23 protein-coding genes are annotated in these 26,043 nt (G+C 69.0%); 10 read left to right on the forward strand and 13 right to left on the reverse strand.

The window, feature by feature from the left end:
• Nucleotides 1–60: 60 nt before the first annotated feature.
• Both C5O79_RS25205 and C5O79_RS25215 read right to left on the reverse strand, forming a co-directional pair.
• Complete coding sequence (locus C5O79_RS25205; RefSeq protein ID WP_131931829.1) at nucleotides 61–3,633, reverse strand: indolepyruvate ferredoxin oxidoreductase family protein; 3,573 nt, start codon at nucleotides 3,631–3,633, stop codon at nucleotides 61–63.
• A 1,911-nt stretch (nucleotides 3,634–5,544) separates the two neighbouring features.
• A complete protein-coding gene (locus tag C5O79_RS25215; protein ID WP_122474388.1) occupies nucleotides 5,545–6,102 on the reverse strand; it encodes a sugar O-acetyltransferase in 558 nt (185 codons plus the stop codon).
• A 370-nt stretch (nucleotides 6,103–6,472) separates the two neighbouring features.
• On the opposite strand from C5O79_RS25215, the gene C5O79_RS25220 reads away from it, so the two are divergent.
• The gene (locus C5O79_RS25220; protein WP_122474389.1) at nucleotides 6,473–7,087 is read left to right on the forward strand and encodes a glutathione S-transferase; all 615 of its coding nucleotides are present in this window, start codon (nucleotides 6,473–6,475) and stop codon (nucleotides 7,085–7,087) included.
• 51 nt (nucleotides 7,088–7,138) lie between these two features.
• On the opposite strand, the gene C5O79_RS25225 is transcribed toward C5O79_RS25220, so the two are convergent.
• Together C5O79_RS25225 and C5O79_RS25230 are read right to left on the reverse strand one after the other, a co-directional pair.
• Nucleotides 7,139–8,101 (reverse strand): ion channel, encoded by a 963-nt coding sequence (locus C5O79_RS25225; protein ID WP_122474390.1) that lies wholly within the window; start codon nucleotides 8,099–8,101, stop codon nucleotides 7,139–7,141.
• A gap of 179 nt (nucleotides 8,102–8,280) precedes the next feature.
• Complete coding sequence (locus C5O79_RS25230; RefSeq protein ID WP_046544293.1) at nucleotides 8,281–9,300, reverse strand: sulfate ABC transporter substrate-binding protein; 1,020 nt, start codon at nucleotides 9,298–9,300, stop codon at nucleotides 8,281–8,283.
• 452 nt (nucleotides 9,301–9,752) lie between these two features.
• On the opposite strand from C5O79_RS25230, the gene dapA reads away from it, so the two are divergent.
• Nucleotides 9,753–10,646, forward strand: coding sequence for a 4-hydroxy-tetrahydrodipicolinate synthase (gene dapA / locus C5O79_RS25240; protein WP_047852290.1), 894 nt, complete (start codon nucleotides 9,753–9,755; stop codon nucleotides 10,644–10,646).
• Nucleotides 10,647–10,667: 21 nt separating this feature from the next.
• Here the strand turns inward: dapA and C5O79_RS25245 are convergent, their stop codons facing one another.
• The 3 genes from C5O79_RS25245 to C5O79_RS25255 all read right to left on the reverse strand — a co-directional run bounded on the left by C5O79_RS25245 (nucleotide 10,668) and on the right by C5O79_RS25255 (nucleotide 12,424).
• Nucleotides 10,668–11,048, reverse strand: coding sequence for a type II toxin-antitoxin system VapC family toxin (locus tag C5O79_RS25245; RefSeq protein WP_122474393.1), 381 nt, complete (start codon nucleotides 11,046–11,048; stop codon nucleotides 10,668–10,670).
• Nucleotides 11,048–11,275: a prevent-host-death protein gene (locus tag C5O79_RS25250; protein ID WP_039346445.1), complete on the reverse strand. Its 228-nt coding sequence runs from the start codon at nucleotides 11,273–11,275 to the stop codon at nucleotides 11,048–11,050. The genes C5O79_RS25245 and C5O79_RS25250 overlap by 1 nt, the downstream gene beginning before the upstream one ends.
• 96 nt (nucleotides 11,276–11,371) lie before the next feature.
• Nucleotides 11,372–12,424: a LysR substrate-binding domain-containing protein gene (locus tag C5O79_RS25255; RefSeq protein ID WP_124473087.1), complete on the reverse strand. Its 1,053-nt coding sequence runs from the start codon at nucleotides 12,422–12,424 to the stop codon at nucleotides 11,372–11,374.
• A 106-nt stretch (nucleotides 12,425–12,530) separates the two neighbouring features.
• Between C5O79_RS25255 and C5O79_RS25260 the strand changes: the two genes are divergently transcribed.
• Nucleotides 12,531–13,802 (forward strand): MFS transporter, encoded by a 1,272-nt coding sequence (locus tag C5O79_RS25260; RefSeq protein ID WP_131931833.1) that lies wholly within the window; start codon nucleotides 12,531–12,533, stop codon nucleotides 13,800–13,802.
• 66 nt (nucleotides 13,803–13,868) lie between these two features.
• On the opposite strand, the gene C5O79_RS25265 is transcribed toward C5O79_RS25260, so the two are convergent.
• Nucleotides 13,869–14,507: a glutathione S-transferase gene (locus C5O79_RS25265; RefSeq protein ID WP_131931835.1), complete on the reverse strand. Its 639-nt coding sequence runs from the start codon at nucleotides 14,505–14,507 to the stop codon at nucleotides 13,869–13,871.
• 112 nt (nucleotides 14,508–14,619) lie between these two features.
• Between C5O79_RS25265 and C5O79_RS25270 the strand changes: the two genes are divergently transcribed.
• Nucleotides 14,620–15,540 (forward strand): LysR substrate-binding domain-containing protein, encoded by a 921-nt coding sequence (locus tag C5O79_RS25270; RefSeq protein WP_047852295.1) that lies wholly within the window; start codon nucleotides 14,620–14,622, stop codon nucleotides 15,538–15,540.
• A gap of 9 nt (nucleotides 15,541–15,549) precedes the next feature.
• Here the strand turns inward: C5O79_RS25270 and C5O79_RS25275 are convergent, their stop codons facing one another.
• From C5O79_RS25275 to C5O79_RS25285, 3 genes are read right to left on the reverse strand one after another with little or no spacing between them, the layout of a single operon-like run.
• Nucleotides 15,550–17,775 (reverse strand): xanthine dehydrogenase family protein molybdopterin-binding subunit, encoded by a 2,226-nt coding sequence (locus C5O79_RS25275; protein ID WP_131931837.1) that lies wholly within the window; start codon nucleotides 17,773–17,775, stop codon nucleotides 15,550–15,552.
• A complete protein-coding gene (locus tag C5O79_RS25280) occupies nucleotides 17,772–18,773 on the reverse strand; it encodes a xanthine dehydrogenase family protein subunit M (RefSeq protein WP_046544285.1) in 1,002 nt (333 codons plus the stop codon). Before C5O79_RS25280 ends, C5O79_RS25275 begins: the two co-directional genes overlap by 4 nt.
• 16 nt (nucleotides 18,774–18,789) lie before the next feature.
• Nucleotides 18,790–19,548 carry a (2Fe-2S)-binding protein gene (locus C5O79_RS25285; RefSeq protein ID WP_122474398.1) on the reverse strand — a complete coding sequence of 253 codons (759 nt, stop codon included), beginning with the start codon at nucleotides 19,546–19,548 and terminating at the stop codon, nucleotides 18,790–18,792.
• A gap of 557 nt (nucleotides 19,549–20,105) precedes the next feature.
• Between C5O79_RS25285 and C5O79_RS25290 the strand changes: the two genes are divergently transcribed.
• Nucleotides 20,106–20,390 carry a hypothetical protein gene (locus C5O79_RS25290; protein WP_122474399.1) on the forward strand — a complete coding sequence of 95 codons (285 nt, stop codon included), beginning with the start codon at nucleotides 20,106–20,108 and terminating at the stop codon, nucleotides 20,388–20,390.
• A gap of 256 nt (nucleotides 20,391–20,646) precedes the next feature.
• Here the strand turns inward: C5O79_RS25290 and C5O79_RS25295 are convergent, their stop codons facing one another.
• Nucleotides 20,647–21,270, reverse strand: coding sequence for an alpha/beta hydrolase (locus C5O79_RS25295; protein ID WP_039346467.1), 624 nt, complete (start codon nucleotides 21,268–21,270; stop codon nucleotides 20,647–20,649).
• A gap of 335 nt (nucleotides 21,271–21,605) precedes the next feature.
• Here C5O79_RS25295 and C5O79_RS25305 point away from each other — a divergent pair, with 335 nt between their 5' ends.
• From C5O79_RS25305 to C5O79_RS25320, 4 genes are read left to right on the forward strand one after another with little or no spacing between them, the layout of a single operon-like run.
• Nucleotides 21,606–22,547 carry a glyoxylate/hydroxypyruvate reductase A gene (locus C5O79_RS25305; RefSeq protein ID WP_046544282.1) on the forward strand — a complete coding sequence of 314 codons (942 nt, stop codon included), beginning with the start codon at nucleotides 21,606–21,608 and terminating at the stop codon, nucleotides 22,545–22,547.
• Between the two features lie 26 nt (nucleotides 22,548–22,573).
• Nucleotides 22,574–23,506, forward strand: coding sequence for a hydroxymethylglutaryl-CoA lyase (locus C5O79_RS25310; RefSeq protein ID WP_046544281.1), 933 nt, complete (start codon nucleotides 22,574–22,576; stop codon nucleotides 23,504–23,506).
• 26 nt (nucleotides 23,507–23,532) lie between these two features.
• Nucleotides 23,533–24,039 (forward strand): YbaK/EbsC family protein, encoded by a 507-nt coding sequence (locus C5O79_RS25315; protein WP_039346541.1) that lies wholly within the window; start codon nucleotides 23,533–23,535, stop codon nucleotides 24,037–24,039.
• Complete coding sequence (locus tag C5O79_RS25320; protein ID WP_047852301.1) at nucleotides 24,036–24,248, forward strand: DUF1289 domain-containing protein; 213 nt, start codon at nucleotides 24,036–24,038, stop codon at nucleotides 24,246–24,248. Before C5O79_RS25315 ends, C5O79_RS25320 begins: the two co-directional genes overlap by 4 nt.
• A gap of 263 nt (nucleotides 24,249–24,511) precedes the next feature.
• Here C5O79_RS25320 and C5O79_RS25325 read toward each other — a convergent pair whose 3' ends face one another.
• Nucleotides 24,512–25,414 carry a DMT family transporter gene (locus C5O79_RS25325; RefSeq protein ID WP_122474400.1) on the reverse strand — a complete coding sequence of 301 codons (903 nt, stop codon included), beginning with the start codon at nucleotides 25,412–25,414 and terminating at the stop codon, nucleotides 24,512–24,514.
• Between the two features lie 112 nt (nucleotides 25,415–25,526).
• On the opposite strand from C5O79_RS25325, the gene C5O79_RS25330 reads away from it, so the two are divergent.
• Nucleotides 25,527–26,018: an Lrp/AsnC family transcriptional regulator gene (locus tag C5O79_RS25330; RefSeq protein WP_011353413.1), complete on the forward strand. Its 492-nt coding sequence runs from the start codon at nucleotides 25,527–25,529 to the stop codon at nucleotides 26,016–26,018.
• Nucleotides 26,019–26,043 lie beyond the last annotated feature (25 nt).

The following is a 26,043-nucleotide window of genomic DNA, read 5'->3' on the forward strand; positions in this document are numbered from 1 at the left end:
TTCCCGATAAAAAACGGCGACGCTCGCGCGTCGCCGTTTTCACATCCGCCCGCGTTCGCGTTACTTCGCGACGACGACCGGAATCCCCTTCAGCATCCCCGCCCCCTTCATCTCGTCGAGCGCGTGCTGCACGGCCGCGCTCGTCGCCGCTTCGATGCCGAGCTGCAGTGCGAGCTCGCGTTCCGCGCGCTTCACGCCGGCCAGGTTGCGCACCTTCACGTGACCGAAGCCGCGCACGCGTGCGTGCAGGTCGGCCAGTTGCGTGACCTGCGCCGCATTGCCGGCGGTCGTTGCAGCGAGCGCACGCGCGAGCGTCGTCTCGTAGTCGTCGGCGAGTGCGCGCTCCATCCTGCGCTCGACGGTGCGGCCGAACGGATCGAGCCACGTGCCGCGCAGGCTGCGCACGCGCGCCAGCATGCCGAACACCGACCACATCCACTGGCCGAACACGCGCTTCTTCGGTGCGCTGCCGTCGCGGCCGGCCTTCGCGACCATCGGCGGCGCCAGGTTGAACTTCACGCGATAGGCCTGCCCCGGCACGCCTTCGAATTGCGCTTCGAGCGCCGTGCGGAACGCATCGTCCGTGTACAGCCGCGCGACTTCGTATTCGTCCTTCACCGCGAGCAGCCGGTAGAACGTCGTCGCGACCGCGCGCGTCAGCGCGTCGTCGCCCTTTGCACGTGCCGCGCTCACGAGCGCACGGTAGCGCTCGACATAGCGTGCGCCGCCGTAAGCATCGAGACGCGCTTCGCGATCGGCGATCAGCTCGGCGAGCGTCTCCGGCGCGGCATGCGCGGCCACCGTGTGACGCGCGTTCCACAACGCATCGAGGCCCGCCGCGTCGCCGGCCGCCATCCGGCCGATCGAGAACGCCAGCTTGTTCATCGGCACCGCGACGTTGTTCAGCTCGATCGCGCGCATCATCGCCGCGAGCGATACCGGCACGAGGCCGAGCTGCCATGCGTAGCCGAGCATCAGGATGTTCGCGCCGATCGAATCGCCGAGGAACTTCGCGGCGAGCGCCTGCGCGTCGCAGCTCGACAGGTAGCCGTCGCCGGCCGCGTGGTGCATCTTCTCGAGCAGCGCATCCGCGTGCAGGTTCGCGTCGGGGTTCTGCACGAACGACGCATTCGGGATCCGGTGCGTGTTGACGACGATCCGCGAACGCTCGTGACGCACCGTCTGCAGCGCCTCGGCGCTCGCGCCGACGACCATGTCGCACGCGAGCAGCACGTCCGCCTGCTGCGTGTCGATGCGCACCTGGTTCAGCCAGCGGTCGCTCGATGCGATCCGCACGAACGACAGCACCGAGCCGCCCTTCTGCGCGAAGCCCATGAAGTCGAGCACCGACGCGCTCTTGCCTTCGAGGTGCGCGGCCATGCTGATCAGCGCGCCGACCGTCACGACGCCCGTGCCACCGACACCCGTCACGAGCATGTCGAACGGCGCCGCGTCGAGATGCGTGGCCGGCACCGGCAGTGCGTCGACGCGCGCGGCGAGCGCGGCTTCGTCGAATGCGGCACCGGCGGCCTTCTTCAGCACCGCGCCTTCGACCGTCACGAAGCTCGGACAGAAGCCGTTCACGCACGAGTAGTCCTTGTTGCACGACGACTGGTCGATGCGGCGCTTGCGGCCGAGCGGTGTTTCGAGCGGTTCGACCGACAGGCAGTTCGACTGCACGCCGCAATCGCCGCAGCCTTCGCACACGGCGTCGTTGATGAACAGGCGCTTGTCCGGGTCGGGGAATTCGCCCTTCTTGCGGCGGCGGCGCTTCTCGGCCGCGCAGGTCTGGTCGTAGATCAGCACGGTGACGCCCGGCGTCTCGCGCAGCTCGCGCTGCACGGTGTCGAGTTCGCTGCGGTGATGGAACGTCGTGCCCGGCGGGAACTGGCCGTGATGACCGTCGTACTTCTCCGGCTCGTCGGACACGACGACGAAGCGCGACACACCTTCCGCCTCGACCTGCCGCGCGATCTGCGGCACCGAGATGCTGCCGTCGACCGGCTGGCCGCCCGTCATCGCGACCGCGTCGTTGTAGAGGATCTTGTACGTGATGTTCGCTTTCGCGGCGACCGCCTGGCGGATCGCGAGGATACCCGAGTGGAAGTAGGTGCCGTCGCCGAGGTTCTGGAACACGTGCTTCGTGTTGGTGAACATCGCGTGCGCGGCCCAGTCGACGCCCTCGCCCCCCATCTGGATCAGCCCCGTCGTGTCGCGCTCCATCCACGAGGCCATGAAGTGGCAGCCGATGCCGGCCTGAGCAATCGAGCCTTCCGGCACCTTCGTCGACGTGTTGTGCGGGCAGCCCGAGCAGAAGTACGGCGTGCGCTTCACCGCGTCCGCCTCGTTCGACAGGATCTGCGGCGCGACGAGGTCGACCACGCGCTCGCGGCGGTCGAGCGCCGGCTTGTGGCGCGCGAGCCAGTCGGCGAACACCGGCAGGATGCGCGACGGACGCAGCTCGCCGAGCTCCGACAGCAGGCAGGCGCCGGCGGCGTCGTGCTTGCCGAGCACGCGCGGGCGCGCGCCTTCCGTGCGGTTGTACAGGTAGTCCTTGATCTGCTGCTCGATGACGGGGCCCTTCTCCTCGATCACGAGCACTTCGGCGAGCCCGTCGACGAAGGTTTCGACGCGCGTCATTTCGAGCGGATACGACAGGCCGACCTTGTAGATCCGCACGCCGGCCGCGTCGAGATCGGCCACCGTCAGGTCGAGGCGGCGCAGTGCTTCCATCAGGTCGAGGTGCGCCTTGCCGCAGGTCACGATGCCGACGTTCGCCTGCGCGCTCGGCGCGATCCACTTGTCGATGCTGTTGGTGCGTGCGAAATGGCGCACCGCGTCGAGCTTCGCGGCGAGGCGCGCTTCGATCGTGAGGCTCGGCAGGTCGGGCCAGCGGTTGTGCAGGCCGCCCGCCGGCGGCGTGAAGCCTTCCGGCGCGGGCCACTGCGTCTGCAACGCGTCGAGGTCGACGGTCGAGCCCGATTCGACCGTTTCGGAGATCGCCTTGAAACCGACCCACGCGCCCGAGTAGCGCGACAGCGCCCAGCCGTACAGGCCGAATTCGAGCATGTCGGCGATGTTCGCCGGGTTCACGACCGGCATGTGCCACGCGATCATCGCGAAGTCGCTCTGGTGCGGCATCGACGACGACACGCAGCCGTGGTCGTCGCCCGCGACGACGAGCACGCCGCCATGCGGCGACGAGCCGTACGCGTTGCCGTGCTTCAGCGCGTCGCCGGCGCGATCGACGCCCGGGCCCTTGCCGTACCACATCGCATACACGCCCTCGACCGTGCGCTCGGGATCGGCCTCGACGCGCTGCGTGCCGAGTACGGCCGTGCCGCCGAGTTCCTCGTTGATCGCGGGCAGGAAACGCACGCCGCCGGCGTCGAGCAGTTTCTTCGCCTTCCACAGCTGCTGGTCGACCATGCCGAGCGGCGAGCCGCGATAGCCGCTGACGAAGCCGGCCGTGTTGAGCCCCTGTTCGGCGTCGACCGTGCGCTGCATCAGCAGCAGGCGAACCAGCGCCTGCGTGCCGGTCAGGAAGATCCGGCCGCGCGTCGCGGTCAGGTTGTCGGTCAGGCGGTAGTCGGACAGGGCAGGCGTGCCGTCGACGGGCAGGCGGGCAGTCATGGGGGGATGTCTCCGGATTGTGCTGTTCTGCGCGGCTCGGCAGGGCGTCGGGCGACGCGTGACTGGCGGCTGCGAATGGCTCTATTTTTTCGCGTGCAGCCGAGAATGTTTTTTCTCATCTTGCTCGGACGGGCCGTCTGTGAGAAAAACCGCGCAGCTTTTTGCCGGGATTTGAGAGAGTTTTCGCGCACGGCGGTAGAGCGGGATCGGCGACGTGTCGGAGCGGGCGGGTCGTTTGCCGGGGAAACGCGTGGCGGTCCGACGGTGGCCCGGGTAGGTGGCGGGTAACGCTCGCGCCCCGTGTGACAAGGGTTTCAGCGTCTCGTGGCGGTGACCCTCACCATTGAAATGCACAGCGTTGCGATTGGTCGGCGGCTCGGGATGTCCACAACGGCTCGCCCCTTGGCCGACCGGGCTTGCGCGCTCACCGATCGATTGCACAGCGTTTCGAGTGGCGTGGAGGCCAGGATGTCCACATCGTTGTCGGCATGCGTTTGGCTCTTGCCTCGACGCTCACCATTGAAATCCACAGCGCGGCGAGTGAGCTTCAACTGCGGATATCCACATCGGTGAGGCTGTATTGCGTCGGTCGGCAGTTCGCCTCAACGTTCGAATGCTCAGGGACGCGAGCGGGTTTGTCGGCCGGACGGGCGCGCTGGAACCCGAATGCTGCGCAATCTCAGGCTCCCGCTCATCATGGAAATGCATTGGGTCGGGAGCGGGCTTATCGGCCGAACAGGCACGCCGGAACCTGCATGCTGCGCAATCGCCAGCCTGCACTCACCGTTGAAACACGCTGGGACGCGAGCGGGTTTATCGGCCGGACATGTACGGCGGAACGCGCATGCTGCACAATCGCGGGCTCGCACTCACCATTGAATTGCACAGGGCTTCGAGTGTCTGCGACGGCGGTTATCCACGCCCGATCCGGCATTGCCGACCCGCCACGCGGGCACCCTCACCATTGAAAACCACAGCGCTTCGAGTGGTCCGGGGCGCAGGATATCCACATGCATGCGCATCCTCCGATGCGATCACGGATGCGTACCACGGAGAGTGCGATCAGCGGGAAATCCATGCTGGTAGCGGCTCATCGGACGATCGGGCACTGACGCTCACCGTCGAGATGCACAGTGTCGCGAGTCGTTTCGGTGATCGGATATCCACACGGGGCTCGCGTTGTCCCCGCTCGCACGCTCGCGTCCGAACCGGACCTGCACGCCGCTTCGGACGGAACCGCTGGCCGAACGATCACGTCTTGCCGCGCCGACCACCGATCGCGTTTTCACGCTCGCCGCTGCATGGCGCAGCGTTTCGAGCTGCTTGCGAACGCGGCGATGCGCAGCGAATCTGCGTATTGCAGACCACGCGCTCACGCTCACCGCTAAAATGCACGGCCTTCCGGGATAGCTTCCGGAAGCGGATATCCACTTCGCGGCGCACGCACGGTTCGGCCACACATGCGCGCGTTCGGCTAGAATGCGCGACGCTTCGAACCACGCAAAGACCGGAAAACCGCGCCAGGACAGGCGCATCGCCCGATCGGGCGCCGACCCTCACCGTTGAATTCCACAGCATTTCGCGTCGTTTCGAGGGCGAGTTGTCCACAACCCGCTTCATGCATTCCGTATCATCCGGTGACCCTCACCTGTGAAATGCACAGGGCGCCGAGTCGTTTCGGCGTGAGGATATCCACAACAGCTCTCTCGACGCGACCTTCGCCAGACCATCGACTGGAACGGCCCGCGCATTCGCCGACGGCTAGCGGGCATTTACCGGAAAGCCCCGTCCAGACGGCCTCGGCGGCACCCTCACCATTCAAATGCACAGCGTTTCGAGTCGCCTTGGGGGCGGGTTATCCACATCGGTCCAACGAGACTGCATCGAACGGGCACGCGCGCTCGAGCCGCATTACTCGGCAATCGACCGGATGACCGCTGCCGGATTGCCGCCGATCAGCACATTCGGCGGAACGTCCCGCGTGACGACGGCCCCTGCCGCGACCACCGAGTTCTCGCCCACCGTCACACCGCCGATGATCGTCGCGCCGGCGCCGATCCACACGTTCCGTTCGATCACGATCTGCTTCGCGAGAACGAAGTCGCGCCGCCGCGAAGGTTCGACGGGATGACCGGACGTGATGAGGCTGACGTTCGGCCCGATCATCACGTCGTCGCCGATCTCGAGCCCGCCGAGATCGTAGAACGTGCAGTTCTGGTTGATGAACACGTTGCGCCCGAGCTTCATGCCGGTGCCGCCCGTCGCATGGAACGGCGGGACCAACACGAAGCCGTCGTCCACCTGCATGCCGATCAGTTCTCCGAACAATGTGCGAACCTCGGCGGCATCGTCGAACGTCAGGCGATTGATCCGCGCGGCGATCGACATCGCCCGCTTGACCTCCGCCACCATCGCCGCCGATTCCGGCGTCCTTCTCGGAATGATCGTGGTGCGATCGTCGTTTGCCATGTGTGAGTTGTCTCCCGGGATATTCCTGTTTCGCGATGCTTCAGCGATTGCGTCAGGATGCCAGTGTTGCCGTATGTGCGGGCGCAGCGGGCTTCGTGATGCCTTGCGAGGAAGGCCGGTTCACGCCAGGCTTTTCACCACATTCATAACTAGTCTTAATATTACTAGTTATTAATAAACCTTCTTATGACACAAGGCTTTACCCAGCCTTCCATCCGATTCGCGCTCGACACGCAGCGCACCCGGCCATCTCACCGATGGCCACGCCTCGTCGGGCACCCCTAGCCGGGCGCCCCTGTCCGAACCTCCGCTGCTCGGGTACGCTTGAGCATCCACCGGACCGACAGCTGCACCCAAACGCGGAGGCACGATGAAGCTCTACTACTGGCCGAAGACCCGGGCGTTCCGGGCATTGTGGATGCTCGAAGAACTCGGCGTGGTGTACGAACTCGTGCCGATCGACCTGCGTTCGCACGAACAGGGCAGCGACGCGTTCGTGCAGGTCAACCCGATGGCCAAGCTGCCCGCGCTCGACGACGGCAGCGTGCCGTTCGCCGAATCCGGCGCCGTATTGCTCTATCTCGCCGACCGCTGTCCGGGCGCCGGGCTCGGCGTCGCGCCCGACGATCCGCTGCGCGGCCGTTTCCTCCAATGGATGTTCTTCACGCCGACCTGCCTCGAACCGGCGATGGCCGAAAAATTCACCGGCGCGTCGGGCAATCCGGTCGCGTTCGGCTGGGGCAACATCACGCGCGTGCAGCGCGCACTCGCGCAAGCGCTCGCCCAGAGTCCATGGCTCATCGGCGACCGCTTCACCGCGGCCGACCTGCTGCTCGCCAGCACGCTGAAGATCGCGTTCGACGCGCATCTGCTGCCGCACGAAGGCGTGCTCGGCGACTACGTCGCGCGCGCCGAGGATCGCGACGCGTTCCGCCGCGCGGTCGCGATCGAACAGCGCGAAGCGGCGCGCCTGCTGCATGCGTGACGTGTAGACGTGCAGCGCGCGGGCGGCGCTACCGGCTGCCCGCGAGCGCACCTACGCGGCCGGGCCCGACGTCGCGGCGCCGGCATTGACCACCGCACCCGGCGAGCCGCGCTCGTCGGTATCGGCGTCGACCGGCACCACCTCATGAAAATGCGTGTAGTCGATGTGCGTGATGCCGTCTTCGTCGTGCATCAGGTCGACATAGCGGTGACGCCAGCGGATCTCGCCATGCTCCCAGGAATGACGCGCCTGCATCACCTGCGCGGTCGTCTCGTCCGAGCCTTCGATCGTGATCAGCAACGACGCCTCGCGTGCAGCGAGCGATTCGGGCGTCTCGCCGAACAGCGCGCTCGACTCGTCGATCACGTGCATCAGGTTCCAGCCGAGCAGGAAAATCGGATGCTCGCTGCGCACGAGCGCCAAGTCGTGGATCTTGCGCAGCGTATAGCCCTCGTGCGTGCCCTCGACGCGCATCAGCCGCAGTTTCGCCTGCGCCTCGGCAATCACGTTCTGGCGCGCATTCGCGGCGCGCACCATCAGCGTCATCCTGCCGTTCAACGGCCGGACGATCGCGTAGCGTGCGAACAGGATCTTCGCCTGCGGCCGCGAAAACCGCGCGAACACGAGCCCGGTGGCCATCGCGATGCCCGACATCCCGACGAAGATCTCGAACGTCGCGACCAGGTGCGCATAGACGGTCTGCGGATGCATGTCGCCGTAGCCGACGGTCGCGAGTGTCTCGACACTGAAGAAAAACGCGCCGCCGAAGCCGGCCGGCGACTGGTTCGCAATCGGTGCATGGCCAAGCAGGTAGAGCATCGCAAAAGCGCCGTTGAGCAGCAGGAACAGCACGGCGAGCGACAGGAAGAAGACGGGCCAGCTCACCGTCAGCGCGCGGTGATAGAGGTCGCGCCAGCCGAGCGGCGGCATCCCGTACGCGATCACCGGGCGGGTGCCCGACCAGAGCTTGCGGCCACGGCCGCGGGAGGCTGGGGAGGACGAATCGACGTTCATCGCGCGGTGCCGGAAACAGGGAGGCGATGAGCGTAGCACGCGCGGCGGCGGCCGGGTATGCGTACCGGTTCGGAATGGAAATCCGTCGCCCCGCCGGCTGCGCGGCGCAAAAAAAACCGGCCGCGAAAGCGGCCGGCTGCGTCGTCGGTGTGCGGGCAAGCGCGCGGTGCGCGCGGCGCTCACTTGCGGTCGACGATCACCTGGTCGAACGTGCCGCCGTCCGCGAAGTGCGTCTTCTGCGCGTTCGCCCAGCTGCCGAAGACCTGCTCGACGCTGAACGTCTTCAGCGGCTTGAATTCGGCCGCATGCTTCTTCAGCACGTTCGCGTCGCGCGGGCGCAGATGGTGTCGCGCGATGATCTCCTGCGCTTCCGGCGTGTACAGGTAGTCCAGATACGCCTGCGCGACCTTGCGCGTGCCCTTCTTGTCGACGACCTTGTCGACGACGGCGACGGGTGGCTCCGCGAGGATGCTCGCCGACGGATACACCGCGTCGAACTGCGCGCCCGACGCACCGGTGTCCATCAGCGCGACTTCGTTCTCGAACGTGACCAGCACGTCGCCGATGCCGCGCTGCGTGAACGTCGTCGTCGCGCCGCGGCCGCCGGAGTCGAGCACCGGCACGTTGCGGAAGATCGCCTTCTCGAAGTCGATCGCCTGCTGGTCGGTCGCACCCTTCTGCTTCTGGAAGCCCCACGCGGCGAGATACGCATAGCGGCCGTTGCCCGACGTCTTCGGGTTCGCGATGATCACCTGGACACCCGGCTTCGCGAGATCGCTCCAGTCCTTGATCGCCTTCGGGTTGCCCTTGCGCACCAGGAACACCATCGTGGTCGAGTACGGCGAGCTGTTGTCCGGGAAACGCGCGCGCCAGTCCTTCGGCAGCAGCTGGCCGCGCTCGGCGAGCAGGTCGATGTCGTTCGGCTGGTTCATCGTCACGACGTCGGCCTGCAGCCCTTGCAGCACCGACAGCGCCTGCGCGCTCGACGCGCCGTGCGACTGCTTGATCGCGATCGTCTCGCCGGTCTTCTGCTTGTAGGCAGCAGCAAAACCCGCGTTGATGTCCTTGTAGAGTTCGCGCGTCACGTCGTACGACACGTTCAGGATCGACGTATCCGCGTGTGCGGCCGTTGCCGCCACGACCAGCGCCGCCGCCGCGCCCGTGTGCAGCCAGCGGCCGATCCCCTTCATGCTTGCCATCGTGATATGCCCCGTTTCCAGTGGTGGTGAATGTGCGTGACGGCACGCGTACGCGCTGTCATCGAAACGTAAGCGGGCATTCTAGCGGCCGGGCGCGACGCCCTTTCCAATCAGTCGTGGAAAGCAAATCTCGAATTCTGCTAAACGGCGACGGACGCTCGCGCGCGGATCGGATCCGGTGTTAAGATCGCCGCTCAGCCCATTTTCCCGGTTCCTCCATGTCCGCTGCCCTGCGCTCGCTTCCGATCCTCGCCGCCGTCGCGGCAGGTGCGCGCGCGGCCGGGCTGAAACTGAAAAAACGACTCCTCGACTGACGGGGACGTCGCGTCCCGTCAGGCGAATGCCGGACGGGATGCCCGCAGGTCGTTTCTTTCTCCTTGCTCGCACGCCTCGCTCCGGCACTCGCCGGCGGAACGGTTCCTTCCCACTCCGTTTCCACCATGAGGCTCTGCATGAACACACGTTTCGAAGGTATCTGGCTGCCGATCATCACGCCGTTCCACCACGGCGAAGTCGACCATGCCGCGCTCGCGCGACTCGCGCGCCACTATGCGGCCACGGGCCTCGCGGGCTTCGTCGCGGGCGCGACGACCGGTGAAGGCGTGCTGCTCGACGCGCGCGAACAGGACGCCGTGTTCGCGACGCTGCGCGACGCGGCACCCGGGCTGCCGATCGTCGTCGGGCTAACGGCGAGCGCGACGCATTTCGCGGCCGCCCGTGCGCGCGAACTCGCGGCGCTGCGGCCCGACGGGCTGCTCGTCACGCCGCCCGTCTACGTGCGGCCGACGCAGGACGGCATCCGCCGCCACGTCGAGGCGATCGTCGACGCGGCCGACCTGCCGGTGCTCGTCTACAACATCCCGTACCGCACCGGCGTGAACGTCGAACTGGACACGCTGCAGGCGCTCGCGCGCGACCCGCGCGTCGCGGGCATCAAGGAATGCGGCGGCACGCTCGACCGGATGAGCCGGCTCGTGCACGACACGCCGCTCGCGATCCTGTCCGGCGACGACAACCAGAACTTCGCGGCGATGTGCGCCGGTGCGCACGGCGCGATCGCAAGCAGCGCGCACGTGCTGCCCGAATGGCATGTGCGCATCCACGCGCTGCTGCGCGACGGTCGGCTCGCCGACGCGCGGCGCCTGTCGGTCGCGCTGCAGCCGCTCGTCGCGGCGCTGTTCGCGGAGCCGAACCCGGCGCCGGTGAAGGCCGTGCTGGCCGCGCAAGGGTGGTGCGAAGACGGGTTGCGGCTGCCCTTCGTGCCGGCGAGTGAAGGGTTGAGAGAGCGGCTGGCGGCCATTTGCAGGGAACTGGAAACGTCCCCGCAAGCTGTCGCGGTAGCGTAGGATTTCGCTTCCGAAACTGTTTCAGACTGTCAGGATTCGGGACGCGCCATACTGCGCGAGGTGGCTGTCGGCCGTGACGAGCAACAGCGGTTCGCACCACGCTTGCGCAACGAGCAACCGGTCGAACGGGTCGCCATGATGATGGGGCAGATGACGCACGGCAGCGCCGTGCGTGGCCCGGACCGGTAGCTCACGATACTTGCTCGTCTTGATCTCACCGACGAGCCGATCCACGTCGACGTCCAGCTTTCCCTTCCCGGCTTTGATCGCCATCTCCCAGATGCTCGCACTGCTGACGAACACGGCATCGGCGCAGGTGATCAGCCTGCGCGCACGAAGGCTCAGTTTCGGATCGTCGCCCCACATCCACAGGAAGATGTGCGTATCGACCAGCAACCGCATTACTTCCCTTCGAACTCGGCCAACTCTTCGGCGGAGAGGGGCGCATCGAAGTCGTCGGCCATCCATATCTGCCCCTTGAGGGCGCCGAACCGATGGATGGGTTCAAGCGGCACCAGCCGGACCGACTGTTTGCCGTCCTGCGCAATTACGACGCGTTCGCCCGCGATCGCGGCATCGAGCAGCCGCTGCAGGTCGAGCGCGGCTTCAGGGACAGTGGCAACTTGCATGATGGGCTCCATTGAGTGAGCCACCATTGTCACGACCTTCGCTCCGTTCCTCCAATAGGCCGATTGTCCAGCCGACCGCATACGTATCGATCGGCATCACGCCGCCAGCGCAGCCCCCGCCCCCTCCGTCGCATCCCGCACCGCCTGCTTCACGATCCGCGCGAGCCGATCGACGGTCGGCGTCGTCGACGACGTGCGCCGCAGCAAGATCAGCGGCAAACTCGGCAGTGCCGGCAACCCGCACGCAGCCGCATCGAGCACGCGCACCGACGCGGGCAGCCCGTACTGCGAGCGCACCGTCAACCCGAGGCCGGCCGCCGCCGCGGCCCATAGCCCGGCGAGACTGGGCGTCGTGAACGCAACGCGCCACGGCACGCCCGCGCGATCGAGCGCACCGGTCGCCGCACCGAAGAACCGGCACGGCCGGTCGAACACGACGAGCGGCAGCGGCTCGCCCGGCGCGCGCACCGCATCGCCGCCCGTTTCGTCCGCACGGCCTTCCTCCTCTGCACCGCCGCCCGGCAAGCCGAAGCCGGTCGCGACCGCCCCCGCCGCCCCCACCCACTGCATCGGCACCTGCGCGATCGCTTCGCTGTCGATCCCCGCGCGCGCCACCAGCGCCGCCGACGCCGGGTCGCCCCACACCAGCGCGAGATCGAGCTGGTTCGCGTCGAGCCGGTCGAGCAGGTCGGCATTGCGCGCCACGCGCGCCTCGATCCGCACCTTCGGATGCGCACGCGCGAACCGCCCGAGCACGTCGGGCAGAATCGCCTCGCCGAAATCCTCCTGCAGCCCGACACGCACCCAACCGTCGAGATTCATGCCGCGCACGGCCGCGGCCGCCTCGTCGTTCAGCTCGATCATCCGCCGCGCATAGCGCAGCATCGCGTCGCCGGCATCGGTCAGCGCCAGCCCGCGGCCGGCCTTCACGAACAGCGGCGTGCCGGCCTGCTCCTCGAGCTTGCGGATCTGCGCGCTCACCGCCGACGACGAGCGCGCGACGCGGTCGGCCGCCTTCGCAAAACTGCCGAGATCCACCCCGGCGACGAGGCTGCGCAGCGCCGCCACGTCGAAGTTGGGCCGGGCCAGCGTGGCATCGGCCAGCGCGAGCGACTCGCCGTCGTCACGTGGAATGTCTTGTCCGGGCATCTCAACCATCCTATTTTATCGAACGATTCATCAAGAACTTTCCGATTTTCAGGATGAATGTAGGACGCCAGACTGTGGATGTCAATTTCCAACCGGGCCTGCCGTCATGGATACCTCGTACATCGCTTCCCCCTCCTCGTCCGCCCGCGACGTGCGCGGCGCAGCCCATCGCTGGCGCGTGCTGGCGGCCGGCGTCGCCGCGAACATGAGCTTTTCGGCCGCGGCGGCCGGCATTCCGACCACGGCCGTATGGATGCGCTCCGCCTATCACCTCGACAATGGCGCGCTCGGCCTCGTGCTCGGCGCGCTCGGCTTCGGCGTCGCGCTGTCCGAACTGCCGTGGGGGATGGCCGCCGACCGCTTCGGCGACCGCCGCGTGCTGCTCGCCGGGCTCGTCGCGACGGCCGCGATGTTCGCGCTGATGGTGGGCACGATCGTCCCGACCGCGCACGGCGTGCCGCCGCTGATGCGCGTCGTCGCGGCGATGTGCTGCGTCGGCCTGCTCGGCGGCAGCGTGAACGGGTCGAGCGGGCGCGCGGTGATGCGCTGGTTCGGCGAGCGTGAACGCGGGCTCGCGATGAGCATCCGCCAGACGGCCGTGCCGCTCGGCGGCGGCATCGGCGCGGCGCTGCTGCCGTCGCTCGCGTCGCACCTGGGCTTCGCCGCGGTATTCGGCGCGCTGATGCTGCTGTGCGCGGGCTCTGCCGCGCTCACCTGGCGCTGGCTGCACGAGCCGCCGGCCGAACCGGCCCTCGCGCACCCGGCCACGCATCGCCCCGTCGAGCGGCAGCCATCCGCGCGGCAGGTGCGCAACCCGCTCGCGAGCGGCCCCGTATGGCGCATCGTGCTCGGCATCGGCCTGCTGTGCGCGCCGCAGTTCGCGGTGCTCACGTTCGCGACGGTGTTCCTGCACGACTTCGGCCGGCTCGGCCTCGCCGGCATCAGTGCGGCGATGGTCGCGCTGCAGCTGGGCGCGATGGTGATGCGCGTGTGGAGCGGCCGTCATACCGACCGGCACGGCAACCGGCGCGCGTATCTGCGCGGATCGGTATTCGTCGCGGCCGGCTCGTTCGCGCTGCTCGCAGCCGCAACGGCTGGCAGTGCACACGTGCCGCTCGCGGCGATCGTCGCGATTCTCGTCTTCGCCGGCATCTGCGTGTCCGCGTGGCACGGCGTCGCGTACACGGAGCTCGCGACACTCGCGGGCGCGAATCAGGCGGGCACCGCACTCGGGATGGCCAATACGATCGTCTACCTCGGGCTGTTCGCGACGCCCCTCGCGATTCCACCGCTGCTCGCAGTCAGTTCGTGGAGCGTCGTGTGGCTCGCGGCCGCGCTGGTCGCCGGCGCGACCTATCCGCTGTTCGCCGCGAAATAGCAGCCGCTGGCAGCCGCTCGTCTCACGCGGGCGTCGCAGCGCACGCCACGACGCCCGCGCAATCCGTCAGGCCGCTTCGCGCGCCAACGCACGCCGCGCAGCCGGCCGCTCGGCCTCGCGCTGCGCGTGGGCGGTCCACGCGGGATGCCGCGTCATGTCGAGCCCGATCGCGACGCCCCAGCGATACAGCACGAACAGGAACGGATCGACGATCGAATGCGCGCCCGGCTCGGCCCATGTGCGGCCGTCGGCGAGCGCGGCTTCGATCGTCTCGTTCGCGGCCTCGATCGTGCGTCGCCCGTGCGCGCTGACCTCGCTGTGCAGCGCCGGATCGCCGATGAAGCGGCCCGGTCGCCACAGCGCGCCGTAGCCGACGCCATGCACCCAGCCGACCAGCCAGGCGAGCCACTCGTGGCACCGTGCCTCGCGCAGCGGGTCGCCGAGCGGCAGCAATTGCGCACCGGGATAACGGCGCGCGAGATACGTGAGGATGGCCGGCGTTTCGGTCAGCACGTGCGGCTCGCCCGGAATCGCGAGCACCGGCACGCGCGCCTTCGCGTTGATCGCGAGATAGCGCGCCTCGAGGTTCTGCTGCTTCTGCACGGAGACGATTTCGACGTCGAACGGCGCGCCGGTTTCCTCCAGTGCGATATGGACGGCGAGCGAACACGCGCCCGGCGAAAGATAGAGACGATATGCGTTCATGGTGGCGGGGCCCGACGGGGCTGTGGAAGACGGAACCGAGTGTAGGAACGCGTGCCGGCCCGCCGCAAACGATGAATTGTCGTGCTCGGACATTAGTGTTACTAATACCCGCATGCGACGCATCCACCTTCCTCCGCTACAGACGCTGCGTGCATTCGAGACCGCCGTGCGGCTGCAGAGCTTCACGCGCGCGGCCGACGCGCTCGCGCTCACGCAAGGCGCCGTGAGCCAGCACATCCGCGCGCTCGAGGCGCAGCTCGGCTATCCGCTCTTCACGCGCGAGCGTAACGGTGCGACGCCGACGCACGCCGCGCACGCGCTCGCACTGCAGGTACGCCAGGGCCTCAGCGTGCTCGAACGCGCGTTCGAGCCGGCACTCGCCGTGCGCAGCCGCCCGCGCACCTGCGACGTCACGCTGAACGTCAGCGTGCTGCCGAGCGTCGCCGAGCGCTGGCTCGCACCGCGCCTGCCGCGCTTCGCGGCCGCGCACCCGCACATCGCGATCGTGCTGCACCCGGAGGTGGCGCTCGCGCCGCTGCGCAAGCGTGACCGCATCGACGTCGCGCTGCGTTACGGGCCCGGCACGTGGCCCGGTGTCGTCGCCGAGAAGCTGATGAACGAGACGATCTTTCCGGTCGCGAGCCCCGCGTATCGCAATCGCGACGGCGTCGCGCCGCGCGTGCCGGCCGATCTCGTGCGCGCGACGCTGCTGCGCCATCCCGCGCAGCCGTGGGAACCGTGGCTCCAGGCCGCGCGGCTCGACCTCACCGAATCCGCGCGCGCGCCGCGTTTCACCGACGCGAACGCGTTGATCGACGCGGCGCTGAAAGGCCGCGGCGTCGCCCTCGCACGCCGCTCGCTGATCGAGCCCGAACTCGCTAACGGCACGCTCGTGCGCGTGTCGACGGTGCGCATCGCCGACGTGTACGCGCACTACGTCGTGTGGCGCCCCGACCATCCCTACGAAGCGGCGATCCGCACGTGGCTCGACTGGCTGCGCAGCGAAGTGCGGCGGCGGACGCCGCGGCGCTGACGCCGACGCTCACGCGCGCATCGGCATCGCCACCTTGTCGAGCGTGATCGGCAGATCGCGCACCCGTACGCCGGTCGCGTGATAGACCGCATTGCCGATCGCGGCCGGTACGCCGGTGATGCCGATCTCGCCGATGCCGCGAATGCCGAGCGGATTGAAATGCGTGTCGCTTTCGTCGACGAAACTCACGTCGAGCTCGCCGATGTCCGCGTTCACGGGGACGTGATATTCAGCGAGATTCGCGTTCGTGAAGCGGCCGTGCCGCACGTCGAAATGCGAGCCTTCCTCGAGCGCGGTGCCGAGGCCCCACACCATCCCGCCGATCAACTGGCTGCGCGCCGTTTTCGCGTTGAGCAGGCTGCCGACGCTGTAGACGCCGACGATTCGAGGTACGCGAATCGTGCCGAGCTCAGCGTCGACGTGCACTTCGGCAAATACCGCGCCGAACGAATGGGATGCATAGCGTGACTTCTCGTCGCCCGGCTTGGTCGTCGCCTGCGCGTCGATCGGCTGGCCGCCCGCACGCGCGATCACCGCCGCGGCCGGATCGCGCCGCGACGGCTCGCCGCGATGCACGACCCAGCCGTTGTCGAGCGTCACGTCGTCAGCCGCGGCGCCGTGCAGCGGCGACCCGGGGTCGGCGACCGCCAGCGCGATCAGCTTCGCGCGCGCCTGCAGCGCGGCCTCGCGCACGGCCGGCGCCACGCTCGCCGCCGACTGCGAGCCGCCCGATACCGGTGCACGCGGCAGGCTGGAATCGCCGAGTGCGAAGCGCACGTTCTGCGGCGAGAAACCGAGCGCATCGGCCGCGACCTGCGTCATCACCGTGTAGGTTCCGGTGCCGATGTCCTGCGTGCCCGACGCGACTTCGGCCGTGCCGTCAGGCAAGATGCGCGCCCGCGCGGACGCTTCGCTGCGGTTCGCCGGATACGTGGCGGCCGCCGTCCCGAGGCCGATCAGCGTGTCGCCGTCGCGCATCGTGCGCGGCGCGCCGGTGCGGCGCGACCAGCCGAAGCGCCGCGCGCCGACCTCGTAGCATTCGCGCAACTTGTTGCTCGACCACGGCTTGCCGTCCTGCGGATCGACCTCCGCATAATTCGCGAGCCGCAGCGCGACCGGGTCCATGTCGAGTTGCCACGCGAGCTCGTCCATCGCCGATTCGAGCGCGAACGAGCCCGACGCCTCGCCGGGCGCACGCATGAACGTCGGCGTGCCGACGTTCAGCGACACGATCCGGTGCGTGGTCGCGTGGTTCGGCACCGCGTACATGATCCGCGACGGCATCCCGCACATCTCCATCCAGTCCTCGAACGTCGACGTGGTGGCGATCGTGTCGTGGCGCATCGCCGTCAACGTGCCGTCCTGGCGCGCGGCCAGCACGATGCGCTGTTCGGTGAACGGCCGCCCGCCGACCGGGCCGAACATCTGCGGCCGCGTCAGCGCGAGGCGAACCGGGCGCCCGACCTGCTTCGCGGCCATCGCGCACAACGACACGTGCGACCACGATGAGCCCTTGCAGCCGAAGCCGCCGCCGAGAAATGGCGAAATCACGCGCACGTGTTCCGGTGCGATGCCGAACACGGCGGCCACCGCCGTGCTCGCGCCCGACACGCCCTGCGTCGCATCGTGCAGCGTGAGCGTCGGGCCGTCCCAGCGCGCCATCGTCGCGTGCGGCTCGATCGGGTTGTGGTGCTGCATCGGCGTCGTATAGGTTGCGTCGACGCGCACCGCGCCTTCGCGCAGGCCCGCATCGAGGTCGCCGCGCTGCGTATCCATCGGGCGGCCCTGCTGCTTCGGCGGCACGCGCGCACCGCGCTTCGCCTGCGCGAAATCCGCCTCGGCATCGGTCGCGCGATAGCGCACCTGCACGGCATGTGCGGCGTCGGTCGCCTGCTCGAGCGTTTCGGCGACGACGACCGCGACGGGTTCGTTGCTGTAGCGCACCGTGTCGTCCTGCAGCAACGTGAGCCGGCGCCCGGCCGGCGGCGACAACGGCGGCCGGCCGCCGTTGGGCAGCCGCATCGCGTTCTCGTGCGTGATCACGCTCAGCACACCCGACATCGCACCGGCGCGCGCCGCATCGATCGATTCGATGCGACCGGAAGCGATCGTGCTCGTCACGAGCACCGCGTGCGCGAGCCGCGCATCGGAGAATTCGGCCGCGTAGTGCGCGCCGCCCGTCACCTTCAGTACACCGTCGACGCGGTCGAGCGGCTGTCCCGTCATCGTGTTCATGCGGCACCTCCCGTCGTGGCCGCTGCCGTTTCGACCGCACGGACGATCGCCCGCTGCGCGAGCGCGACCTTGAAGCCATTGCCGTCGAGCGGCCGCGCATCGCGCAACGCCAGCGCGGCCGCCTCGCGCAGCGTCGCGTCGGTCAGCGTGCGGCCCGCGAGATGCGCTTCCGCCTCCATCGCACGCAACGGCTTGTGCGCGACGCCGCCGAGCGCGATCCGCGCGTCGGCGACGTGCGGGCCGTCCATCCGCAGCGCGGCCGCGACCGACACCAGCGCGAACGCGTAACTCGCACGATCGCGCACCTTCAGATAGTGCGCATGGCCGGCAAAGCGCGGCGGCGGCAAGTCCACCGCGGTGATCAGTTCGCCCGGTTCGAGCGTCGTGTCGAGATCGGGACGATCGCCCGGCAAGCGGTGAAACGACGCGATCGGAATCTGCCGTGCGCCGCGCGGGCCGCTCACCTGCACGACGGCGTCGAGCGCGGCGAGCGCGACGCTCATGTCCGACGGGTTCACCGCGACGCACTGCGGGCTGGCGCCGAGGATCGCGTGCATCCGGTTGTGGCCGCCGATTGCCGCGCAGCCGCTGCCCGGCTCGCGCTTGTTGCATTGCGCGAACGCGGGATCGTAGAAATACGGGCAGCGCGTGCGCTGCATCAGGTTGCCGCCGACGGTCGCCATGTTGCGCAATTGCGCGGACGCGCCGGCGAGCAGCGCCTGCGACAGCAGCGGATAGTCGGCGCGCACACGCGGATGATCGGCCGCATCGCTGTTGCGCACGAGCGCGCCGATGCGCACGCCGCCGCCGGGCAGCGCATCGACCGTATCGAGGCCCGCGATGCGCGTGATGTCGATGAGCGTGACGGGTCGCGCGACGCCGCCCTTCATCAGGTCCAGCAGGTTCGTGCCGCCGCCGATGAAGGCCGCGCCGGGCCGCTGCGCCGCGCGCACGGCGCCGGCGACGTCGGTCGCGCGTTCGTAGGAGATCGCTTCCATTGCGGTGCCTCCGCGCCTAGCCGTGCGCCACGTGCGCGGCGCGCACGGCGGCGACGATGTTCGGGTACGCGCCGCAGCGGCACAGGTTGCCGCTCATGCGCTCGCGGATCTCGTCGTCCGACAGTCGCGCGGGACGGCGCCGCAGGTCGGCGGTCGCAGCGCTCCCCGCACCCGCCGCGAACTCGTCGAGCAGCGCGGTCGCCGAGCAGAGCTGGCCGGACGTGCAGTAGCCGCACTGGAACGCATCGCATTCGATGAACGCGCGCTGCACCGGGCTCAGCACGCCGCCGCGCGCCAGCCCTTCGACGGTCGTGATCCGCTCGCCTTCGTGCATCACCGCGAGCGTCAGGCACGCGTTGATGCGCCGGCCGTCGACGAGCACCGTGCACGCGCCGCACTGCCCGCGATCGCAGCCCTTCTTCGTACCCGTGAGCCCCACGTATTCGCGCAATGCGTCGAGCAGCGTGACGCGCGGCTCGAGCTGCAGCGTGTACGCGCGCCCGTTGATGTCGAGACGCACGGGCTGCGCCGGCACCGTATCGCGGCGGGGTGCGGCCCGCGCGGATGCCGCGTGCGGCGGTTGCGGATGAACGTGCGATGCGGCGCTGACGGTCGCGGCAGCCGCCGCGGATTGCAGGAAGCGGCGCCGCGCGGCGCTGGACGGCGTATCGTCCGGCAACGGCGGCAGCGCCGCTGAATGGCGGGGCCCGAGCGGCGACGGGGCAGCGTCGCGCGCCGGTTCGGTAGACGGGGAGTCGGATCGATCGCTGGACATGACTTCTGCTAGCTCCGTGATTGATGGACGCGAATGTGCGCCGCGTGTCCGGATGGCAACGCGGTCGGCTCACGCATCGGCAAGGAGCAATTCGGGTGCCGCGAAACTGCGGAGAGCCGCATCCAGGTGCAGCGCCGGTTACCGTGCGCGGCGCGCACCGGGCTGCAGACGGGCCGAGTTGCCGGGTGATAGCGCCGCCATGACGCCACGCTGGCGCGCGGCTGGCCGTACGCTGACGAAGCGGCAATAACGCCCGGTTTTTGGGCTTGGCCGGCCGCGCATCGGTCGCAAATTGCCGATCGCATTTGCGAGGCCGCGCTGGGTGCCCGCGCGTCCCCGCGGCCGGGTCGCGGCATCGCGCGCCGTGTAAATACGCGCAACATCAGCCTCTGCTGGAAAATTCGGCCATGCGTGCCGGTGGATCGCCGCGACAGCATTCGGTCAGCCTGACGGAAACGTTTCGCGATCAGGCCGGAATCGCAAACGATTCACCGAAACGTCGCATCGCGGCGGCATACTCGAAAACGTTCCCCGATCAGCCTGCCAGGAGAGAAGTCATGCGTCGCGTTTCCGTCGCCGTTGCTCTGTGTGCCGCCGTGTTCGTCGCCGCGTGCAGCGACGACGCGCCGCACGACGCCAACGCGACCGGCGCCGCGCCGCAGGCCGGCGCCTCGAGCGGCGCCGCCAGCGCGTTCAACGGCGACGCGATTGCGAATACCGCCGCATCCGATGCCGCGCCGCTCGCGCCGCCCGTCGTGCACTACCCGCCCGATGACGACGACGATGCGAAGCCGGCCACGAACGCAGCCGCGTCAAGCGCCGCCGCGTCGTCGCCGGGCTGATCCCGACGCCACGCGATATGAGTCGGTACTGTTCAGGCAGAGCAGTGGGCGCTCGCGTCGAGCCGCCACTGGCATGACGTAACGGTCGGCGACGGCACGAACGGCAGGGTGTCGCAGCGCTTCGCGGGCCGCGTCCAGCACGGCCGGCCGAACGATTCGGAACCGGCCGCCGTCAGGTGCCGCCTGCGCATTGCAAGCGCGACGGCGCACCATGCCGCGACAGCCTCAGCGCGGCATGCGCCGCGCAACCGGCGCGTCAGACCGCGTGCGCGAGCGCGCGATCGACGAGTGCGGTCTCGAAGCCGTCGTCCGCGTCGCGAAAGCGCAGCGGTGCCGCGCAATGGACGAGCGTGTCGATGAAGTACTTCGCGCGCGGCCACGGCCCGAAGCCGGCCGCGGTGTTGATGTGCCCCGCGTCGCCGAGGTTCACGAACGCGCTGCCCAGGTGCTGCGCGAGCGTGCGCGCGTCGCCGAGCGGCATCCACGGATCGGTTTCGCTGCCGATCACGATCGACGGCACGGCGAGCCGGCGCGCGTCGAACGGCCCGGCAAACGTGAATTTCTTCGGACTGGCGGGCGCGACGAGCAGCACGCCCGCGACATCGCCCGTATGCGGCCACTGCGCGAGCGCATGTGCGGCCGCGAGGCAACCGAAGCTGTGCGCGGCCAGCACGAACGGGCCGCGTTCGCGGTCGAGCAATGCACGCACCGATTGCGCCCAGCGCGCGAGATCGGGCGCGTCCCAGTCGTCCTGCTCGACGCGCAACGCGCGCGGGAACTGCCGTTCGAGCCAGGTCTGCCAGTGAGCGCCTTCGCTGCCGTGCAGGCCCGGAACGGTCACGAGCCGCGGCGGCCACGCCGATTTGCTGCATGCGCGCATGATTGCCCTCGCTTGCTTGAAGACGGGATTCGATTGTGGCGCGGCGCCCCCGGCGGCCGAACCAATATTTTGTGCTTTGCTTTTGCGGGGGCCGGCCATCCGGGGGCCGGCCATCCGGGGCGTCCGCCCGCCCCGCGCACCGGCGCGCGATGCGCCGCGAGACCGTAGAATGTGGGCTTCCCGTCAGCTTCACATGGAACCGGGGCCAGGCGCCGACGCGCCGGGCGCCTGGCCGTCAGGAGACGTCCGATGTCCGCTACGCCCGCCGGCGCGCTGCGCCCGGCCCCTCTCGCCGCTCCCGTGACGCGCCTCGCCGGCGCGCGCGCCGTCACCCAATGAAGATCCTGTTCCACTCCCCGCACCAGGAAGCCAGCGCGTGGCGCGACGAGATCGCGCACGCGCTGCCGGAAGCCGAACTGCGCGCTTGGCAGCCGGGCGACACGGCCGCCGCCGACTACGCGCTGGTCTGGCGCGCGCCGCGTGAATTCTTCGCCCCGCGCGACGGCCTGCGCGCGATCTTCAACCTCGGCGCCGGCGTCGACGCGCTGCTCGCGCTCGAGCACGCGCATCCGGGCACGCTGCCGCGGCACGTGCCGCTCGTGCGGCTCGAAGATTCGGGCATGGCGCAGCAGATGGTCGAATACGTGACCCACGCGGTGCTGCGCTACCTGCGCCGCTTCGACGAGTACGAAGTGCTGCAGCGCGAGCGCCGCTGGCAGCCGCTCGAACCGCATGCGCGCGCGAGCTTCACCGTCGCCGTGCTCGGCCTCGGCGTGCTCGGCGCACAGGTCGCGCGCGCGCTCGCCGCGCTCGGCCTGCCCGTGCGCGGCTACAGCCGCAGCGCGAAGCAGCTCGACGGCGTGACGACCTTCGCCGGAGACGGCGCATTCGATGCGTGCATCGACGGGGCGAAGGTGCTCGTCAACCTGCTGCCGAGCACGCCCGACACCGACGGCATCCTGTCGTCGCGCGCGTTCGCGCGGCTCGCGCCCGGCGCGTATGTCGTCAACGTCGCGCGCGGCGCGCATCTCGTCGAAGCCGATCTGCTGGACGCGCTCTCGAGCGGCCAGATCGCCGCCGCGACGCTCGACGTATTCCATCGCGAGCCGCTGCCTGAAGACCATCCGTTCTGGCACGCGCCGCGCATCACGATCACGCCGCACAGCTCGGCCGAGACGCTGCGCGACGAAGCCGTCGCCCAGATCGCCGGCAAGATCCGCGCACTGGAGCGCGGCGAGCGCGTCGGCGGCATCGTCGACTACGCACGCGGCTACTGAACCTACAAGCAAATCAGGAGACAACCATGACGTTCCCCACCGCCGTCAAGATCGTCGAAGTCGGCCCGCGCGACGGGCTGCAGAACGAGAAGACCTTCGTGCCGACCGACGTGAAGATCGCGCTCGTCGACCGGTTGTCGCACGCCGGCTTCCGCAACGTAGAGGCCGCGTCGTTCGTGTCGCCGAAATGGGTGCCGCAGATGGCCGACGGCGCCGACGTGATGGCCGGCATCGAGCGCCGCGCGGGCACCGTGTACTCGGTGCTCACGCCGAACCTGAAGGGCTTCGAGAATGCCGTCGCCGCGCGCGCGGACGAAGTCGTGATCTTCGGCGCGGCGAGCGAGGCGTTCTCGCAGCGGAACATCAACTGCAGCATCGCCGAAAGCATCGCGCGCTTCGAGCCCGTCGCGAAGGCGGCGAAGGATGCGGGCCTGCGGCTGCGCGGCAGCGTGTCGTGCACGCTCGGCTGCCCGTACCAGGGCGAAGTGCCCGTCGCATCGGTCGTCGACGTCGTCGAGCGCTTCGCGGCGCTCGGCTGCGACGAGATCGACATCGCCGACACGATCGGCGTCGGCACGCCGAAGCGCACGCGCGAGGTGCTCGCGGCCGTCACGCGCGTGTTCCCGCGCGAACGCCTGTCGGGCCACTTCCACGACACCTACGGCCAGGCGCTCGCGAACATCTACGCGGCGCTGTTCGAAGGGATCGAGATCTTCCACGCGTCGGTCGCCGGCCTCGGCGGCTGCCCGTACGCGAAGGGCGCGACCGGCAACGTCGCGACCGAGGACGTGCTGTACCTGATGCAGGGCCTCGGCATCGACACCGGCATCGACCTCGCACAGGTCGTCGCCGCCGGCGACTTCATCTCGAACGCGATCGGCCGCGCGAACGTATCGCGCGCCGGTCGCGCACTGCTCGCCAAGGCGCAGAGCGCGGCCGACGCCGCGAACTGCGTATGACCCCGGTATTCGATGGATTCCTCAACATGACGACACCTGCTTCATTCGATTCACTCCCCGATTCCGCGCGACGCGTCGCGCTGCTGCTGCGCGAGCGCGGCCATGCGAAAGGCATCGTGATGCTCGCCGAAACCGGCAAGACGTCGGCCGAGGCCGCGGCCGGGCTCGGCTGCTCGGTCGCGCAGATCGCGAAGTCGATCCTGTTTCGCCGCCAGTCGGACGGCGCGCCGGTGCTCGTGGTCGCGAGCGGCGTCAATCGCGTCGACGAGAAGAAGGTCGCCGCGCAGGTCGGCGCGGTCGGCCGCGCGGACGCGAAGTTCGTGCGCGACAACACCGGTTATGCGATCGGCGGCGTCTGCCCGATCGGCCATCTCGTCGAACCCGTCACGCTGATCGACGCCGACCTGCTCGAACTCGACAGCCTGTGGGCCGCCGCCGGCCATCCGCACGCGGTGTTCAACCTGTCGCCGAACGAACTCGTGTCGCTGACGGGCGCGCCGGTCGCGGACGTCGCGTTGCGGGAGCCCGCATGAGCGACGTGCCGGTGACGGTGACGGTCGGCACGGTCGCGTCGCCGTGCACCGACGTATGCCGGATCGATCCGCGCACCGACTGGTGTGCGGGCTGCCTGCGCACGCGCGACGAGATCAAGGGATGGCGCGCGTCGGACGATGACGCAAGGCGCGCGTTGCTCGCGCGGCTCGATGCGCGGCGGCGTCTGCTCGCGAGGAGCGGCGCATAAAAAAAAGCCGTTCAGCCTGACGGGCGAACGGCATGAGATCGGAATCCTGTGAACGTGATCAACGTCACAGCCCGCATCATACGAGCGACGCGGCCGCATCGCATCGGGTGTTTCCCTACAACTTCTTACAGCGTCTTCCACGCGTGCGCGCGCACGGCTTTTGCTCGCCATGCGCGCCTCCTCTGCCCGCAATACGCGCTCCTGAATACGCATTCGACGAACCGCCGCACTGCCCCGCAGCGGCACCGAATCGCACGACCGTTTCAGTTGCCGACGGCCGCGCGACGCGCGGGCACGATGCGCCAGCCGAGATTCACGCCGGCCGCCGCGAGCAGGATCAGCAGCGCGCCGACCACCTGCGTCCACGCGAGCGTCTGCCCGAACGCGACGCGATCGACGACGATCGCGACGACCGGATAGACGAACGACAGCGCGCCGGTCATCGCGGTCGGCAGCTTCTGGATCGCGCCGTACAGCAGCACATACATCAGACCTGTGTTCACGACGCCGAGCACGACGAGGTCGAGCCACTGCCCGGCAGTCGCCGGCAACGTGCCGAAGTGCGCGAACGGCGCGAGCAGCAGGACCCCGAGGCCGGCCTGCAGCAACGCGAGGAGGTGCGGCGGCGTGCCCTTCAGGTGCTTCGTGACGATCGACGAGATCGCGTAAAGGAACGCGGCACCGAGCGACAGCGCGACGCCTTCCAGATATTCGCCCGGCACCGCGAGCACGGCCGGCTCGACGCGCACCACGGCGACGAGCCCGACGAACGCGAGCGCGAGCCACGCGACCGTCGACGCGGTGATCCGCTCGCGGAACACGATCGCGCCGAGCGCGACGAGCATGAACGGCTGCGTGTTGTAGACGGCGGTCGCCATCGAGATCGAAGCGCGCGAATAGGCGGCGAACAGCAGGAGCCAGTTCGCGACGATCGCGACGCTGCCGAGCGTCGCCAGTGCGAGCATCCGCGGCGAGAACAGCGCGCGGCGCAGGAACCCGAACGCCGCGCAGACGATCGCGAGCGTCGCGGCGCCGAACAGGCAGCGGAAGAACACGACGTTCGTCAGCGGCTGCTGCGACGACATCACGAGCCAGCCGATCGTGCCGGACATCATCATCGCGACGACCATCTCGGCGGCGCCGCGGCGCATTTCATTCGAAGCCATCTTGAACTCCGTTCGGAAGAGTGGATGACTTCGATTCTAGAAACTTGCTTTCGCGGCAACCACGGCTAAACTGAAGTGAATCGTCCGATTCACCTTCGAAAGCAAAGCGATCATGCCGAAACGCCTTTCCCCGCCTGCCGTCGCGTCGCTCGACGCGACCGACCGCGCGATTCTCGCGGCGCTGGCCGACGACGCGCGCATCGCCACCAGCGAACTCGCCCGGCAGATCGGGCTGTCGGCGCCCGCGACCGCCGACCGCGTGCGGCGGCTCGAAGCGCAAGGCGTGATCGCCGCCTTCACCGTCGAGCTCGACCCGCGCGCGCTCGGCTACACGCTGCAGGCGATCGTTCGCGTGAAGCCGCTGCCCGGCCAGTTGCATCTGGTCGAAGAGATGCTGCGGCGGATTCCCGAATTCGTGGAGTGCGACAAGGTGACCGGCGACGACTGCTTCATCTGCCGGCTCTACCTGCGCACGATCGCGCACCTCGACGACATCCTGTCGAAAGTGACGGAGCGCGCCGAGACGAGCACCGCGATCGTCAAATCGACACCGGTGCCGCGCCGGTTGCCGCCGCTCGTCGAGGACGACGGCGCGCACCGCTGAACGAGCCGGCACGCGGCCGCGCCGC

Origin of the sequence: Burkholderia sp. SRS-25 (assembly GCF_004343765.1) — a bacterium.
Lineage (GTDB): Bacteria > Pseudomonadota > Gammaproteobacteria > Burkholderiales > Burkholderiaceae > Burkholderia > Burkholderia contaminans.

Excerpts from the sequence above, each read along its gene's own strand:
- C5O79_RS25205 (WP_131931829.1), bottom strand. The coding sequence starts at position 3,633 with ATGACTGCCCGCCTGCCCGTCGACGGCACGCCTGCCCTGTCCGACTAC.
- C5O79_RS25215 (WP_122474388.1), bottom strand. The coding sequence starts at position 6,102 with ATGGCAAACGACGATCGCACCACGATCATTCCGAGAAGGACGCCGGAA.
- C5O79_RS25220 (WP_122474389.1), top strand. The coding sequence starts at position 6,473 with ATGAAGCTCTACTACTGGCCGAAGACCCGGGCGTTCCGGGCATTGTGG.
- C5O79_RS25225 (WP_122474390.1), bottom strand. The coding sequence starts at position 8,101 with ATGAACGTCGATTCGTCCTCCCCAGCCTCCCGCGGCCGTGGCCGCAAG.
- C5O79_RS25230 (WP_046544293.1), bottom strand. The coding sequence starts at position 9,300 with ATGGCAAGCATGAAGGGGATCGGCCGCTGGCTGCACACGGGCGCGGCG.
- dapA (WP_047852290.1), top strand. The coding sequence starts at position 9,753 with ATGAACACACGTTTCGAAGGTATCTGGCTGCCGATCATCACGCCGTTC.
- C5O79_RS25245 (WP_122474393.1), bottom strand. The coding sequence starts at position 11,048 with ATGCGGTTGCTGGTCGATACGCACATCTTCCTGTGGATGTGGGGCGAC.
- C5O79_RS25250 (WP_039346445.1), bottom strand. The coding sequence starts at position 11,275 with ATGCAAGTTGCCACTGTCCCTGAAGCCGCGCTCGACCTGCAGCGGCTG.
- C5O79_RS25255 (WP_124473087.1), bottom strand. The coding sequence starts at position 12,424 with ATGCCCGGACAAGACATTCCACGTGACGACGGCGAGTCGCTCGCGCTG.
- C5O79_RS25260 (WP_131931833.1), top strand. The coding sequence starts at position 12,531 with ATGGATACCTCGTACATCGCTTCCCCCTCCTCGTCCGCCCGCGACGTG.
- C5O79_RS25265 (WP_131931835.1), bottom strand. The coding sequence starts at position 14,507 with ATGAACGCATATCGTCTCTATCTTTCGCCGGGCGCGTGTTCGCTCGCC.
- C5O79_RS25270 (WP_047852295.1), top strand. The coding sequence starts at position 14,620 with ATGCGACGCATCCACCTTCCTCCGCTACAGACGCTGCGTGCATTCGAG.
- C5O79_RS25275 (WP_131931837.1), bottom strand. The coding sequence starts at position 17,775 with ATGAACACGATGACGGGACAGCCGCTCGACCGCGTCGACGGTGTACTG.
- C5O79_RS25280 (WP_046544285.1), bottom strand. The coding sequence starts at position 18,773 with ATGGAAGCGATCTCCTACGAACGCGCGACCGACGTCGCCGGCGCCGTG.
- C5O79_RS25285 (WP_122474398.1), bottom strand. The coding sequence starts at position 19,548 with ATGTCCAGCGATCGATCCGACTCCCCGTCTACCGAACCGGCGCGCGAC.
- C5O79_RS25290 (WP_122474399.1), top strand. The coding sequence starts at position 20,106 with ATGCGTCGCGTTTCCGTCGCCGTTGCTCTGTGTGCCGCCGTGTTCGTC.
- C5O79_RS25295 (WP_039346467.1), bottom strand. The coding sequence starts at position 21,270 with ATGCGCGCATGCAGCAAATCGGCGTGGCCGCCGCGGCTCGTGACCGTT.
- C5O79_RS25305 (WP_046544282.1), top strand. The coding sequence starts at position 21,606 with ATGAAGATCCTGTTCCACTCCCCGCACCAGGAAGCCAGCGCGTGGCGC.
- C5O79_RS25310 (WP_046544281.1), top strand. The coding sequence starts at position 22,574 with ATGACGTTCCCCACCGCCGTCAAGATCGTCGAAGTCGGCCCGCGCGAC.
- C5O79_RS25315 (WP_039346541.1), top strand. The coding sequence starts at position 23,533 with ATGACGACACCTGCTTCATTCGATTCACTCCCCGATTCCGCGCGACGC.
- C5O79_RS25320 (WP_047852301.1), top strand. The coding sequence starts at position 24,036 with ATGAGCGACGTGCCGGTGACGGTGACGGTCGGCACGGTCGCGTCGCCG.
- C5O79_RS25325 (WP_122474400.1), bottom strand. The coding sequence starts at position 25,414 with ATGGCTTCGAATGAAATGCGCCGCGGCGCCGCCGAGATGGTCGTCGCG.
- C5O79_RS25330 (WP_011353413.1), top strand. The coding sequence starts at position 25,527 with ATGCCGAAACGCCTTTCCCCGCCTGCCGTCGCGTCGCTCGACGCGACC.